This window comes from Azospirillum sp. B21 (assembly GCF_008364825.1).
Classification (GTDB): domain Bacteria; phylum Pseudomonadota; class Alphaproteobacteria; order Azospirillales; family Azospirillaceae; genus Azospirillum.
The window spans coordinates 572,465-586,599 of sequence record NZ_VTTO01000001.1; the positions used below are offsets into that span (position 1 = coordinate 572,465).

General features: G+C 67.7%; 11 protein-coding genes. 6 read left to right on the forward strand and 5 right to left on the reverse strand.

Annotation, left to right across the window (positions count from 1 at the left end):
• Positions 1-77: 77 nt before the first annotated feature.
• Positions 78-2,444: an NAD-dependent DNA ligase LigA gene (gene ligA, locus FZ983_RS02705; protein ID WP_149222063.1), complete on the reverse strand. Its 2,367-nt coding sequence runs from the start codon at positions 2,442-2,444 to the stop codon at positions 78-80.
• Between the two features lie 165 nt (positions 2,445-2,609).
• Here ligA and FZ983_RS02710 point away from each other — a divergent pair, with 165 nt between their 5' ends.
• The gene (locus FZ983_RS02710) at positions 2,610-3,146 is read left to right on the forward strand and encodes a hypothetical protein (RefSeq protein ID WP_149222064.1); all 537 of its coding nucleotides are present in this window, start codon (positions 2,610-2,612) and stop codon (positions 3,144-3,146) included.
• Positions 3,147-3,316: 170 nt separating this feature from the next.
• Here FZ983_RS02710 and guaB read toward each other — a convergent pair whose 3' ends face one another.
• The 4 genes from guaB to FZ983_RS02730 form a co-directional block, all read right to left on the reverse strand.
• Positions 3,317-4,795 carry an IMP dehydrogenase gene (gene guaB / locus FZ983_RS02715; RefSeq protein WP_149222065.1) on the reverse strand — a complete coding sequence of 493 codons (1,479 nt, stop codon included), beginning with the start codon at positions 4,793-4,795 and terminating at the stop codon, positions 3,317-3,319.
• Positions 4,796-4,902: 107 nt separating this feature from the next.
• Entirely contained in the window at positions 4,903-5,610 is a 708-nt protein-coding gene (locus FZ983_RS02720; protein ID WP_149222066.1) for an RlmE family RNA methyltransferase, read from the reverse strand.
• A gap of 73 nt (positions 5,611-5,683) precedes the next feature.
• Complete coding sequence (locus FZ983_RS02725) at positions 5,684-6,694, reverse strand: Ppx/GppA phosphatase family protein (RefSeq protein ID WP_247883542.1); 1,011 nt, start codon at positions 6,692-6,694, stop codon at positions 5,684-5,686.
• Between the two features lie 332 nt (positions 6,695-7,026).
• On the reverse strand, positions 7,027-8,235 hold the full coding sequence (locus tag FZ983_RS02730) for an ABC transporter substrate-binding protein (RefSeq protein ID WP_149222068.1): 1,209 nt from the start codon (positions 8,233-8,235) through the stop codon (positions 7,027-7,029).
• Positions 8,236-8,790: 555 nt separating this feature from the next.
• On the opposite strand from FZ983_RS02730, the gene FZ983_RS02735 reads away from it, so the two are divergent.
• From FZ983_RS02735 to queG, 5 genes are all read left to right on the forward strand, one after another.
• Positions 8,791-10,137 (forward strand): AarF/UbiB family protein, encoded by a 1,347-nt coding sequence (locus tag FZ983_RS02735; RefSeq protein ID WP_149222069.1) that lies wholly within the window; start codon positions 8,791-8,793, stop codon positions 10,135-10,137.
• A gap of 206 nt (positions 10,138-10,343) precedes the next feature.
• Positions 10,344-11,372 (forward strand): tRNA preQ1(34) S-adenosylmethionine ribosyltransferase-isomerase QueA, encoded by a 1,029-nt coding sequence (queA, locus tag FZ983_RS02740; RefSeq protein ID WP_149222070.1) that lies wholly within the window; start codon positions 10,344-10,346, stop codon positions 11,370-11,372.
• Positions 11,369-12,583, forward strand: coding sequence for a tRNA guanosine(34) transglycosylase Tgt (gene tgt, locus FZ983_RS02745; RefSeq protein WP_149222071.1), 1,215 nt, complete (start codon positions 11,369-11,371; stop codon positions 12,581-12,583). Before queA ends, tgt begins: the two co-directional genes overlap by 4 nt.
• A complete protein-coding gene (gene queF / locus FZ983_RS02750; RefSeq protein ID WP_149222072.1) occupies positions 12,576-13,040 on the forward strand; it encodes a preQ(1) synthase in 465 nt (154 codons plus the stop codon). The genes tgt and queF overlap by 8 nt, the downstream gene beginning before the upstream one ends.
• A complete protein-coding gene (gene queG / locus FZ983_RS02755; protein ID WP_149222073.1) occupies positions 13,027-14,097 on the forward strand; it encodes a tRNA epoxyqueuosine(34) reductase QueG in 1,071 nt (356 codons plus the stop codon). Before queF ends, queG begins: the two co-directional genes overlap by 14 nt.
• Positions 14,098-14,135 lie beyond the last annotated feature (38 nt).

The following is a 14,135-nucleotide window of genomic DNA, read 5'->3' on the forward strand; positions in this document are numbered from 1 at the left end:
TGATCTCACTCCCCCAGCCTCCGTCCGTCAATCCGAGCGAACGGAGATGCGACATTTTGGCTAAGGCCGGCGTCCGGTCAGCCGCCGATCCTGGCCAGCCATTCATCCTCGGTCAGGATCTCGACACCCAGTTCCTTGGCCTTGGCGGCCTTGCTGCCGGCGTCAGCCCCGGCGACCAGATAGTCGGTCTTGCCGGAGACCGAACCGGCGACCTTTGCGCCCAGCGATTCGGCCCGCGCCTTGGCCTCCGAGCGGGTCATCCGCTCCAGCGTACCGGTAAAGACCACCGTCTTGCCGGCGATGGGTGAGTTGCTGGCTTTCGGCGCTTCGGCCTCCAGCACGGTCAGCCGTTCCATCAGGCCGCGGACGATGACGAGGTTGCGCTCTTCCGCGAAGAAGCCGGCGAGTTCCTCCGCCGCGACCTCGCCGACGTCGGGCGTGGCAACGAGGTCGAGCCAAGCCTGCCCCGGCAGTTCCCCGGCCGCGCGCTCCATCGCCGCCCGCCAATCGGCCAGCGTGCCGTAACGCGTGGCCAGCGCCTGGGCAGCGCGCGAGTTCAGCCGCTTGATGCCGAGCGAGCTGATGACCGTCTCCAGCCGCAGTGATTCGCTGCCGGCATAGAAGTCCAGCTTGGCCGCACTTTCCGGATCGGCGAACCAGGCGAGGATGGTGTCGGCGGTGACCGGGCCGACGCCACTCAACGCATGCAGGTCGCGCCATTCCTGCCCCGGCATGGCCTGCTCCGCCGCCAGCATGCCGTCGACCCAGCCCTCCATCGTCTTGTACTGGCGGGCCAGAGACTTCGCCGTCACCTCGCCGACATGGCGGATGCCGAGGGCGTAGATCACCCGGTGCAGGTCGATGCCGCTGCGGCGCTGCTCGATCGCCTTGAACAGGTTCTGGACCGATTTCTCCTTCCAGCCCGGCCGGCCGATCAGTTCGACCCGGCCCTCAAGGGTGAAGATGTCGACCGGCGACTTGATGAAGCCCTCGTCCCAGAACTCCTCGATGATCTTCTCGCCCAGCCCTTCGATGTCGAAGGCGTCGCGGGACACGAAGTGGCGCAGCCGCTCCTTCGCCTGGGCGGCGCAGATCAGGCCGCCGGTGCAGCGGCGCACCACTTCCCCCGCCTCGCGGATGGCGAGGCTGCCGCAGACCGGGCAGGTCTCCGGTGCGACATAGGGCACGGAGTCTGCCGGGCGCTGGGACAGCACCACCTCCACCACCTGCGGGATGACGTCGCCGGCACGCTGGACGACCACGAGGTCGCCGACACGGATGTCCTTGCGGGCAATCTCGTCCTCATTGTGCAGGGTGGCACGGCTGACCACGACGCCGCCGACGGTGATGTCCTCCAACTCCGCGACGGGGGTCAGCGCGCCGGTGCGGCCGACCTGGATGGTGATCGCCTTCAGCCGCGTCTGCGCCTGTTCCGCCGGGAACTTGTGGGCGATGGCCCAGCGCGGCGCCCGGCTGACGAAGCCGAGCCGCTGCTGAAGCTCCAGGCTGTCGACCTTGTAGACGACGCCGTCGATGTCGAAGGGAAGACCGGCGCGCCGGCGCCCGATCCCCTCGTAATAGGCCAGCAGCTTGTCCTTGCCGTCGCACAGCTCCGCCGGCCGGTTCAACTGGAAGCCCCAACCCTTCAACCGCTCGCGGATGCCCCATTGGGTTTCGGCAATCGGCTCCGACACCTCGCCCAGCGCATAGCCGAAGAAGCAGAGCGGCCGGGACGCGGTGATGGAGGGGTCGAGCTGACGCAGGCTGCCGGCCGCCGCGTTGCGCGGGTTGGCGAACAGCTGCTCGCCCTTTTCCGCACGGGCGGCGTTCATCGCCAGGAAGTCCTCGCGGTTCATATAGACCTCGCCGCGGACCTCCAGCACATCGGGGAATGGGGCCGGCAGGCGGTGCGGCACGTCGCGGATGGTGCGGACATTGGCGGTGACGTTCTCGCCCTCCGCCCCGTCGCCGCGGGTGGCGGCCAGCACCAGTTCACCGCGCTCGTAACGCAGCGAGCAGGACAGGCCGTCGATCTTTGGCTCGGCCACGAAGGTCAGCGGGGCCTCGTCGGACAGGCCGAGGAAGCGGCGGACGCGGGCATCGAATTCCGCCACGTCGTCGGCTGCGAAGGCGTTGCCCAGCGACAGCATCGGAATGGCGTGGCGCACCTTGCCGAATCCGGCGGCCGGCGCGGCGCCGACGCGCAGGCTGGGCGAGTCGGGCCGCCGCAGATCGGGGAAGCGCGCCTCGATGGCGAGGTTGCGGCGGACCAGCGCGTCGTATTCGGCGTCGGAGATCTCCGGCTGGTCCTGCTGGTGATAGAGCCGGTCATGATGGGCAATCTCGGCGGCCAGCGCCGCCAGTTCCGCCGCCGCCTGATCCGGCGTCAGCGCCTCGACATCGATGCTGCGGGGATTGGGCGGCGTGTCGAACAGGTCCTGCATGGCGCGTCTCGTGACGAATCGGGGGCTTCCGAAGAAGGGCCGCGCAGGATAGCGCCTGAAGACCGGTTTCGGGAGTCTGTCGGGACGGACACCGCGCATCGGGGCGACGGCCGGCCGGAGTGCCTATATACTGACGGGCACATCTTTTCGGAGTCCGCCTGCCTGATGAGCAAAGCCCATCTCCCGGACCTGCGCATCGACGACCGTATGATCGTCGCCGCCGCTCTGGACCGCATCCTCTACGACGATCCCGACCATTTCGCGGCGGAGGACGCGCGCACCGTACGCCGCCTGATCCCCTACGGCCGCTCCGGCTGGCTGCGGCTGGGCTTCCGTGCCGAGACCCAGGGTCCCTCGATGAAGGGCGAGGCCGCGGGGATCGGCGACGTACGGATGGAAGGCGACAAGAAGGTGGTGGAGGGCAGCGTCGGCGAATCGACCGCCTGGCGCTGCGGCCAGTACAAAATCACCAACCATGGCGGCGACCTGGAAATCTGGCAGGTGATGAGCGATGAATACGCGCCGGAACCGAAGGGCGCCCGGCTGGAGTTCGACGCACATGGCGAGCCGGAACGGCTGACCTTCTTCCAGCCGCGGGACATCGAGCTGCGGATTCCCTTCACCAGCATGGCCGTCGGCGTGCGGCTCGGCGGGTGGCAGTTCTGGAAGCAGGTGGCGGAGGGGGCGGGCGCCGTAGGCTGAAGTTCTGCTTCGAGTACCCCCTCCCCATCCCTCCCCCGCGTTCCGCGGGAGAGGGGGTAGGACGCTTGGCGAGACTTATGTAAAGGACAGCGGCAGTCCCCTCTCCCACCGCAGGTGGGGGAGGGTTAGGGAGGGGGCAACCGTCAGCCGACGCCTACCCCCAAACACCCTCACCCCTGCCGGTAGTTCGGCGACTCGTTGGTGATGGTGATGTCGTGGACGTGGCTTTCGCGCAGGCCCGCATTGGTGATGCGGACGAACTGGCACTTCTCGCGCATCTCGGCGATGGAGGCGCTGCCGGTGTAGCCCATGGCCGCACGGAGGCCGCCGACCAGCTGGTGGATGACGGCCGAGACCGGACCCTTGTAGGGGACGCGGCCTTCGACGCCTTCCGGCACCAGCTTCATGGTCGAAACCTCCTGCTGGAAGTAACGGTCCGCCGAGCCGCGCGCCATGGCGCCGACCGAGCCCATGCCGCGATAGCTCTTGTAGGAACGGCCCTGGAACAGGATGACCTCGCCCGGGCTCTCGTCGGTGCCGGCGAACAGGCTGCCCAGCATGGCGACGCTGGCGCCGCCGGCAATCGCCTTGGCCAGATCGCCCGAATACTTGATGCCGCCGTCGGCGATCACAGGGATGCCGTGCTTTTCGCACTCGTCCACCACATCCATGACCGCGGTCAGCTGCGGCACGCCGACGCCGGCGATGATGCGGGTGGTGCAGATGGACCCCGGACCGATGCCGACCTTCACGGCGTCCGCACCGGCATCGATCAGCGCCCTGGCCGCTTCGGCGGTGGCGACGTTGCCGGCGATCACCTGGGTGTAGCTGGACATGGCGCGGGCGGCACGGACCTGCTCCAGCACCTTGGCGGAGTGGCCGTGCGCGGTATCGACAACCAGCACGTCGACACCGGCGTCGAACAGGGCCTCGGCGCGGGCCAGACCGTCATTGCCGGTGCCGGTGGCGGCGGCGACGCGCAGGCGGCCCTTGCTGTCCTTGCAGGCGTTCGGATAGGCCTGGGCCTTCTCGATGTCCTTGACGGTGACGAGGCCGATGCAGCGGTAATCCTCATCCACGACCAGCAGCTTCTCGATGCGGTGCTGGTGGAGCAGGCGCTTGCCTTCCTCCTGGCTGACGCCCTCGCGGACCGTCACCAGCTCCTTGGTCATCAGTTCGCTGACCGGCTGGTTGGGATCGGTGGCGAAGCGGACGTCGCGGTTGGTCAGCATGCCGACCAGCTTGCCGCTGCCGAGCTGGTCGCGGCTTTCCACCACCGGGATGCCGGAGATGCGATAGTCGGCCATCAACTGCAGCGCGTCGGCCAGCGTGGCGTTCGGCGTGATGGTGATCGGGTTGACGACCATGCCCGATTCGAAACGCTTGACCTTGCGGACCTCTTCGGCCTGCTGCTCGATGGTCAGGTTGCGGTGGACGACGCCGATGCCGCCGGCCTGGGCCATGGCAATGGCGAGCCGGCTCTCGGTCACCGTGTCCATTGCCGAGGACATCAGGGGGATGCCCAGCTCGATGGTCTTCGTCAATCTTGTCCGGGTGTCCACGTCGTTCGGCAGGACCGAGCTTTCGGCCGGAACCAGCAGCACGTCGTCGAAGGTCAGGGCTTCGCGGATTTTGGTGTCGCGCGCCATGTGTGAATCTCCCGGAAGATAAACGTGGCGCACTTATACACAAGACCATGGGCTTGTGAACCCGTGCGCACACAGCATCTGTTATGCAAGTGCGAAAAGAAGCGCGCTCAGTCGTTCACGTTGCCGCCGCGGAAGCCGGTTGCGACGACGTAGGTCTCCGACGATTCGGCGCGGCTGGCCGGCGGCTTGGCGTGCTTGACCACGGCGAAATCGCGCCGCAGCCGGTCGAGCAGCGAACGCTCCGCCCCGCCCTGGAACAGCTTGGCGACGAAGGCGCCGCCGGGGGCCAGCACCTCCTCCGCGAAATCGTAAGCCGCTTCGGCCAACCCCATGATGCGGAGGTGGTCGGTCTGCTGGTGGCCGGTGGTGGGCGCGGCCATGTCGCTCAGCACCAGGTCGGCCGGGCCGCCCAGCGCGTCCTTCAACGCCTCGGCGGCGCCTTCCTCCAGGAAGTCGGCCTGCATGGTGGTGGCGCCGGGGACCGGGTCCATCGGCAGGATGTCCAGCCCGACGACCTTCCAGCCGTCCTTGGCGGTCTGCACCCTCTCCACCGCGATCTGCGTCCAGCCGCCGGGGGCGGCGCCGAGATCGACCACGCGCTTGCCGGGGCCGAGCAGGCGGAACTTCTCGTCCAGCTGCAGCAACTTGAACGCGGCGCGCGAGCGGTAGCCGCGCTTGGTCGCCTCGGCCACATAGGGGTCGTTCAGGTGGCGCTCCAGCCAGCGCTTGGAGGATTCCGTGCGCTTGCCGGCGGTCTTCACACGGACCGTGGCACGGCGCCCGCCCGGGCGCGTCGACGGAGTCTTTTCGGTCATGATCGCTGCAGTTCCTCGGTCATCCGGCACGGGCGGGGAATCTTCTCCCCTGCCCGGCCCATACAAATTCCGGTCACTCGCCGGCGGCCCCCATGAGGTCCACCAGAATTCCTTCGCGCAGCCCGCGGTCGGCGATGCGCAGCCGTTCCACCGGCCAGACGTCGCACAGCGCGTCCAGAACGGCGCAGCCGGCGACCACCAGATCGGCGCGGTCCTGCCCGATGCAGGGATGGCGGGCGCGTCCGTCGAAATCCTGGGAGACCAGATGGTCGATCACCGTGCGGGCATGGTCCACGCGCAGATAGCTGCCGTCCACCGCCCGCCGGTCGTAGCGGCAGAGCCCCAGATGCACGCCGGCCAGCGTCGTCACCGTGCCGGAGGTGCCCAGCATCTGCACCTTGCCGGCGGCGATGCGGTCCTGGATGCGGTTGCGCGCCTCGAACGGGGCAATGGCGTCGGCCACAGCCTCCACCATCTGGTCGTAGTTCACACGGGTGACGTCGGGGCCGCCATATTCCTCGGTCAGGCCGATCACGCCGCAGCGGATGGAGGTCTGGTCCAGCAGGCGTGGCACCCGCCCCTTCTCCACCGCCAGCCACATCAGTTCGGTGGAGCCGCCGCCGATGTCGAAAACGATGGCATAGGGATGCGTCGGCTCCAGCAAGGCGGCGCAGCCGGCGAGCGCCAACCGTCCTTCCTCCTGGCTGGAGATGATCTCAAGGGAGATGCCGGTCTCACGCTCCACCGCCTCGACGAAGGCGGTGCCGTTGGCGGCACGGCGGCAGGCCTCCGTCCCCACGGCCCGCACGGAGGTGACCCCGCGCCGTTCGATCTTGGAGCCGCAAACGCGCAGAGCCGCGATGGTGCGTTCCATCGCCAGCTCCGACAGATGGTCGTTGCGGCTCAGCCCCTCGCCCAGCCGGACGATACGGGAAAAGGCATCGATGACACGAAAACCGCCGGGTGCGGATTTGGCGATCAGCAGCCGGCAATTGTTGGTGCCGAGGTCCAGCGCGGCGAAGACCGGGCGCGCCAGCGCCGACGAACGCAACCGTCCGGTGTCGTTCTGCCGTTCGCTTTGCACCTGTAGATCCACGTACCGTCCCCGCTGCGCCTAAAGAGCGGAGTGTAACCCGGATCGCGGTCCGGCGGGAACCCCTCTCGACCCCTGTCCTAGGGCAATCGCATATGGGAACTCGAGCGGCGACGTTGCGCTTCGGATGCCCTTCTCCCCTTGCGGGAAAAGGGTTGGGATGAGGGGTGCAGCGGCCAAAGGCCGCATGAATCAATGACTTGCCCTCTCACCCCAACCCCTCTCCCGCAAGGGGAGAGGGGCTTTTACTACGAATGAGTTCATATGCGATCGCCCTGACCTCGATCCCGCCGGCCCGGCCCCGCAGGTCACCCCTGCGCCGGTCACTGGGCTTTGACGAAGGGGCAGGCGCTGGCTTCCAGCGGCAGGAAGGCTTCGGCCGCCGGGATGCTGCGGATCTGTTTGTAATAGTCCCACGGCGCCTTGCTCTCCGCCGGGGTCTTCACCTGGTACAGCTCAAGGTCGTACAGCACGCGGCCGTCCTTGCGGATGCTGCCGGGAGTGCCGAAGTAATCGGTCGGCATCGCCTTCATCGCGGCGGTAACCGCCTCGGCGTCTGTGGTTCCCGCCGCCTTGACGCCCTTCAGCCAGTGCAGGGTGGCGAGATAGGTGTTGGCCTGCTCCTTGGTCGGCATCTTGCCGTGGCGCTCGAAGAAGCGCTTGGCCCAGGCACGCGTCCGGTCATTGCGGTCCCAATAGAATCCGCTGGTGACATACAGCCCCTTGGCGAGGTCGAGGCCGAGGGAGTGGATGTCGGTGATGAAGACGATGTAGCCGACCAGCCGCTGCCCGGATTGGGTCAGCCCGAACTCGCCCGCCTGCTTGATGGTGCCGATGGTCTCGGCGCCGACATTGGCGAGCGCCACCACCTTGGCGCCGCTGCCCTGGGCGCTCAGCAGGTAAGACCCGAAATCGCTGGTGCCCATCGGGTGGCGCACGCTGCCGACCACCGTGCCGCCGGCCTGTTTGATCGCCTCGGTCGCGGCCTTCTCCATCGCCGTGCCGAAGGCGAAGTCGGCGGTGATGAAGTACCAGCTGGTGCCGCCCGACTGCACCACCGCCTTGGTCGTGCCGACCGCCAGCGACGCGGTATCGTCGGCCCAATGGATGCTGTAGGGCGAGCATTGGGCGTTGGTCAGTTCGGTCGTCGTCGCGGCGCTGATCATCAGCACCTTCTTCTTCTCACGCGCCACCGCCTGCACCGCCAGCGCGACGGAGGAGACCGGGATGTCCGTCACCATGTCGACGCCCTCGACATCGAACCAGCCGCGCACGATGTTGGATGCCACGTCCGGCTTGTTCTGCATGTCGGCGGACAGCACCTCCACCGGCCGGCCGAGCACGGAACCGCCGAAATCCTCCACCGCCATTCGGGTGGCGAGCACCGCGCCCTTGCCGCCGATGTCAGACGCGAAGCCCGCCTCGTCCGCCAGCACGCCGATGCGCACCGGCTTCGCGGTCTGCGCCTGCGCAGAGAGCGCTGTGGTCGCCAGCAGCGCCGCCAGCGCGAAAGGCTTCAGCAACCGACCCATGCGATCCTCCCCATCCTTGGTCTTGTGTGACGGGTGCGCGCGCCGGCTTGCGGCGTCCCGCCGCACCGTCAGGTCTCGTGGATAGCGGGATTTTGTTTCATACGCAAACAGTATCGTTTGAAACGTATCGCCGGGAACCTCTCCGCAAAACAAAAGCCCTCGCTCCGAGGTGGAGCGAGGGCTTTCGCAGCGGGCATCTACGGCCCGGATGAAGTCGCCGATCAGGCGAAAGAATTCGGAACTGAAACCTCAGTTGTATAGGCCGAGAAGTTCGGCATAATCAGGTAAGCGCCGGTGGAGTCATGATCTTACTCACCCTCCCTGGTATCGGTCTCTACTGTTCCGCCCAAGCTAACCGCTTGGATGGTAAGGCGTTTCCGATGCTCGCTCACTTCACCTCGGTGTTGATTACTGTAAGACGAAGCCTGCTCCCCTTTCCGAGGGCTGTCAAGAAAATCGCACATTGCGGCGCAGCACCATCGGAAGGCCTTCCATCGGCATTCCCCAATCGGGGGAGGGCTGGCCTTTTGCAGGGGCCGCACCCACCTTGTGGGCATGCCGGAACACGATGAGAACACATGGGGCGGACGGGTCGCGCGATATGCGCGGGTCGGCACCGCCGTTGGCGGGCTGGCCGCGCGGCTGGCGGGCGAGCGCGTGCTGGGAATCCGCGTGGAGCGCGAACGCCACGCGGCGGAACTGCGGGCGGCGCTCGGCGGGCTGAAAGGGCCGCTGATGAAGGTGGCGCAGATCCTGTCCACCATCCCCGACGCCCTGCCGAAGGAATACACCCAGGAACTGGCGCAGCTTCAGGCCGACGCGCCGTCGATGGGCTGGCCCTTCGTCAAGCGGCGGATGGCGAGCGAGCTTGGCCCCAACTGGCAGTCGCGCTTCCAGAGATTCGAGCACACGGCCGCCGCCGCCGCGTCGCTGGGTCAGGTCCACAAAGCCATCGGCCCCGACGGGCGGGAGCTTGCCTGCAAGCTGCAATATCCCGACATGGCCTCGGCGGTGGAAGCCGACCTGCGGCAGCTGGGCCTGATCTTCGCGATCTTCGAGCGCACCGACAGCGCCATCTCCACCCGCCAGATCCAGAAGGAAATCGGTGCTCGCCTGCGCGAGGAGCTGGATTACGAGCGCGAGGCCAAGCACGCCCGCCTCTACCAGTCGATGCTGGCCGGCACGCCCGGCGTCCATGTGCCGGACGTGGTGCCGGAGCTGTCGACCAAGCGGCTGCTGACCATGGGCTGGGTGCATGGCCGCAAGATCCTGGATTTCGTCGCCGAACATCCGGAGGCGCGCGACGAGTTGGCGATGAACATGTTCCGCGCCTGGTACGTGCCCTTCTACAATTACGGCGTCATCCATGGCGACCCGCATCTGGGCAACTACACGGTCCGGCCCGACCGCTCGATCAACCTGCTGGATTTCGGCTGCATCCGCGTCTTCAAGCCCAGCTTCGTCAAGGGCGTGATCGATCTCTACAACGCCCTGCGCACCGACAACCGCGAGCAGGCGGTGGAGGCCTACCGCACCTGGGGCTTCGTCAATCCATCGAACGAGCTGGTCGACGTGCTGAACATCTGGGCGCGCTTCGTCTACGCCCCGATCATGGAGGACCGCCAGCGCAAGATCGAGGAGACCAACGGCGGGCATTACGGCCGGGAGACGGCGGGAAAGGTCCATGCCGAGCTGCGCCGCGTCGGCGGCGTCGAGATCCCGCGCGAGTTCGTCTTCATGGACCGCGCCGCGGTGGGGCTGGGCTCGGTCTTCCTGCATCTGAAGGCGGAGCTGAACTGGTACCAGATGTTCCAGGGGCTGATCCGCGACTTCGACGTCGACGCGCTGACGGCACGGCAGAGCGCGGCGCTCGCGGCGCAGGGGCTGCCGCAGGCGGAGTGAGGACGTCGGTGGGTTCCCTGCGACGTTAAACTCCCACCTAACCTCCCCCACTGGGTGGGGGAGGAACTGCCGCTGAACGCCGACAAAGGTCCAATCCCCTCCCCCGCCCAGCGGGGGAGGGTCAGGGTGGGGGTCTAACGTCGCAAGAAGCCAGCCCCCAAACCCTTCCCATCCGCCCTCCGTTCAGTCTATAGCTTGCCCCTCCCATGAAGACCGCCGATTTCGACTTCGACCTGCCGCCCGACCGGATCGCCGAGCATCCCGTCCGGCCGCGTGACGCCGCCCGCCTGCTGGAGGTGGGCCCGACCTTGCGCGACTTCATCGTGCGGGACCTGCCGACGCTGCTGCAGCCGGGCGACCTGATGGTCGTCAACGACACACGCGTCATCCCCGCCCGGCTCGACGGCCGGCGCGGCGAGGTGGCGGTGGAGATCACGCTGCACAAGCGGCTGGGCGAGCGGGAATGGGCGACCTTCTCCAAGCCCGGCAAGCGGCTGAAGCCCGGCGACGTCATCGTCATCGCAGACGGTTTCAGCGCCGAGGTGATCGCCAAGGACGGGATGGAGGTGCGGCTGCGCTTCTCCGCCGGCGGGGCGGAGCTGATGGAGGCGCTGCACCGCCATGGCCGGATGCCGCTGCCGCCCTACATCCGCCGCAAGGCCGACGAGGGCGACAACGCCGATTACCAGACCGTCTTCGCCGCGCGAGAGGGTGCCGTCGCCGCCCCCACCGCCGGGCTGCACTTCACGCCCGATTTGCTGGCGGCGCTTGACGAACGCGGGGTGCGGCGGGTCCCGGTGACGCTGCATGTCGGCGCCGGCACCTTCCTGCCGGTGAAGGTCGATGACATCGCCGACCACAAGATGCACAGCGAATGGGGCGAGATTTCTCCGGAGACCGCCGCCGCGGTGAACGAGACGCGCAAGGCCGGCGGCCGCATTGTCTCGGTCGGCACCACCGCGCTGCGCATCCTGGAAACGGCGGGGCGGGAGGACGGAACGCTGGTTCCCTTCAGCGGCGACACCGACATCTTCATCACCCCCGGCTACCGCTTCCGCATCGTCGATCTGCTGTGGACCAACTTCCACTTGCCGAAATCGACGCTGTTCATGCTGGTCTGCGCCTTCGCCGGCTATGACCGCATGCGGGCGGCCTATAGCCACGCCATCGACACCAACTATCGCTTCTTCAGCTACGGCGACGCCTCGCTGCTGCACAGGACGGACCCATCATGACCGGCATCGGCTTTGACCTTCTGGCGACCGACGGGCGGGCGCGGCGCGGCCGCGTGACCACCGCCCACGGCACCATCGAGACGCCGGCCTTCATGCCGGTGGGCACCGCGGCGACGGTGAAGGCGATGACCACCGACGCGGTGGCCTCGACCGGTGCGGAAATCCTGCTGGGCAACACCTACCACCTGATGCTGCGCCCGACGGCGGAGCGGGTGGCCCAGCTGGGCGGCCTGCACCGCTTCATGAACTGGGACAAGCCGATCCTGACCGACAGCGGCGGCTTCCAGGTGATGAGCCTGTCCGACCTGCGCACCATGTCGGAGGAAGGCGTCACCTTCAAATCGCACCTGGACGGCAGCCGCCATCACCTGACGCCGGAGCGCTCCATCCAGATCCAGCACATGCTGGACAGCAACATCACCATGTGCCTGGACGAGTGCACGCCCTTCCCGGCGACCGAGGCGCAGGCCGAATCCTCCATGCGCCTGTCGATGCGCTGGGCGCGGCGCAGCAAGGACGCCTTCGTCGAGCGCCCCGGCTACGGCCTGTTCGGCATCGTCCAGGGCGGCATCTATCCGGAGCAACGGGCGGAAAGCGTCGCCGCCCTGACCGACATCGGCTTCGACGGCTACGCCATCGGCGGGCTGGCGGTCGGCGAAGGTCAGGAGACCATGTTCCGCGTGCTGGACTTCACCGAGCCGCTGATGGTCAAGGACCGCCCGCGCTACCTGATGGGCGTCGGCCGGCCGAGCGACCTGATCGGCGCGGTGCGGCGCGGTGTGGACATGTTCGACTGCGTGATGCCGACCCGCTCGGGCCGCACCGGTCAGGCCTTCGTCCGCCGCGGAACCATCAACATCCGCAACGCCCGCCATGCCCATGACGAGCGCCCGCTCGACGCCGAATGCGGCTGCCCCGCTTGCCGCAGCTACAGCCGGGGCTATCTGCATCATCTGTTCAAGGCCGACGAGATGCTGGGGCCGATGCTGCTGACCTGGCACAACCTGCATTACTACCAGGACGTGATGCGGACGATGCGGCAGGCCATCCAGGACGGCAATTTCGAAGAGGTCGCCGGCGCAATGGAAGCCCGCCTGAACGAGGGCGACATCGAGGCGACCGTCGACCCCATCGCCAAGCCCGGCAAGCCGCCGAAGCAAGGCCGCCCGCCCAAAGCCGAGCGGGTGGCGGAGGAAAAGACCGATGAGTGAAAACATCTATGCCGGCCTGACCCAGCTCGGCGGCTCCACAATCCAGCCCAAGACCCCCGAAGAGGCGGTGCTGGAGCGGGTGCCGAACCCGAACCCCGGCGATCCCTACTGCGTGCGCTTCACGGCGCCGGAATTCACCTCGCTCTGCCCGATCACCGGCCAGCCGGACTTCGCCCATCTGGTCATCGACTATGTGCCCGGCGACTGGCTGGTGGAATCGAAGTCGCTGAAGCTGTTCCTGACCAGCTTCCGCAACCACGGCGCCTTCCACGAGGCCTGCACCGTCGGCATCGGCAAGCGGCTGGTGGACGAACTGTCGCCGGCGTGGCTGCGCATCGGCGGCTATTGGTATCCACGCGGCGGCATTCCCATCGACGTCTTCTTCCAGACGGGCGAGCCGCCGAAGGGCGTCTGGATCCCTTCGCAGGACGTCCCGACCTACCGTGGCCGCGGCTAAGCCCGCTCCGCTCGCGTCCGCCGACCCGGCGCGGCTGCGGGACGCCATCCGTGACCGTGCGCTGGCGGTGGGATTCGACGCGGTGGGATTCGCCCCCGCCGCGCTGGGACCGGAAGCGCGCGAACGCCTCGCCCGCTTCGTGGCGGAAGGCCGGCACGGCGACATGGGCTGGATGGCCGAGCGCAGCGACCAGCGCAGCCATCCGCAATCCCTGTGGGACGAGGCGCGCACTGTCATCGCGGTGGGCACCAGCTACGCCCCCCACGACGACCCGCGCCGGCTGGCGGAGCATCCCGACCGCGGCATCGTCTCCGTCTATGCCCGCAACCGCGACTATCACGACCTAATCAAGGGGCGGCTGAAGACCCTGGCCCAATGGCTGGCCCACCAGACCAAGGCGGGGGTGAAGGTGTTCGTCGACACCGCGCCCGTGATGGAAAAGCCGCTGGCGGCGCAGGCCGGATTGGGCTGGCAGGGCAAGCACACCAATCTGGTATCGCGTGACCATGGTTCCTGGCTGTTCCTGGGTGAGATCTACACCACCCTGGAACTGCCGCCCGACCCGCCGGCGCGCGACCGCTGCGGCTCCTGCGACCGCTGTCAGGTCGCCTGCCCGACCGCCGCCTTTCCGGCGCCCTACCAGATCGACGCCCGGCGTTGCATCAGCTACCTGACCATCGAGCACAAGGGGCCGATCCCCGACGAACTCAAGCCGCTGATGGGCAACCGCATCTATGGCTGTGACGATTGCCTTGCCGCCTGCCCCTGGAACAAGTTCGCCCGCGCGACCCGTGAACCCGCCTTCCTGCCGCGGGCCGAACTGACGGCGCCCCGACTGGCCGACTTGGCGCGGTTGGACGATGCTGGCTTCCGGCAGGTGTTCAGCGGCTCCCCCATCAAGCGCATCGGCCGCGACCGCTTCGTCCGCAACGTGCTGGTCGCCATCGGCAACAGCGGCGACCCGACGCTGAAGCCTGTGGCTGAGGCCCTGTGCGAGGATGCGAGCGACGTGGTGCGCGAGGCTGCCGGATGGGCAGCGGGGCGGTTGAGTCTCTAGCTGGCACAAAGCTATATACGGGCACTCTTGAAGTACCG

Bases quoted from the DNA above. Each gene is read 5' to 3' on its own strand.
- ligA (WP_149222063.1), bottom strand. From the start codon at position 2,444: ATGCAGGACCTGTTCGACACGCCGCCCAATCCCCGCAGCATCGATGTC.
- FZ983_RS02710 (WP_149222064.1), top strand. From the start codon at position 2,610: ATGAGCAAAGCCCATCTCCCGGACCTGCGCATCGACGACCGTATGATC.
- guaB (WP_149222065.1), bottom strand. From the start codon at position 4,795: ATGGCGCGCGACACCAAAATCCGCGAAGCCCTGACCTTCGACGACGTG.
- FZ983_RS02720 (WP_149222066.1), bottom strand. From the start codon at position 5,610: ATGACCGAAAAGACTCCGTCGACGCGCCCGGGCGGGCGCCGTGCCACG.
- FZ983_RS02730 (WP_149222068.1), bottom strand. From the start codon at position 8,235: ATGGGTCGGTTGCTGAAGCCTTTCGCGCTGGCGGCGCTGCTGGCGACC.
- FZ983_RS02735 (WP_149222069.1), top strand. From the start codon at position 8,791: ATGCCGGAACACGATGAGAACACATGGGGCGGACGGGTCGCGCGATAT.
- queA (WP_149222070.1), top strand. From the start codon at position 10,344: ATGAAGACCGCCGATTTCGACTTCGACCTGCCGCCCGACCGGATCGCC.
- tgt (WP_149222071.1), top strand. From the start codon at position 11,369: ATGACCGGCATCGGCTTTGACCTTCTGGCGACCGACGGGCGGGCGCGG.
- queF (WP_149222072.1), top strand. From the start codon at position 12,576: ATGAGTGAAAACATCTATGCCGGCCTGACCCAGCTCGGCGGCTCCACA.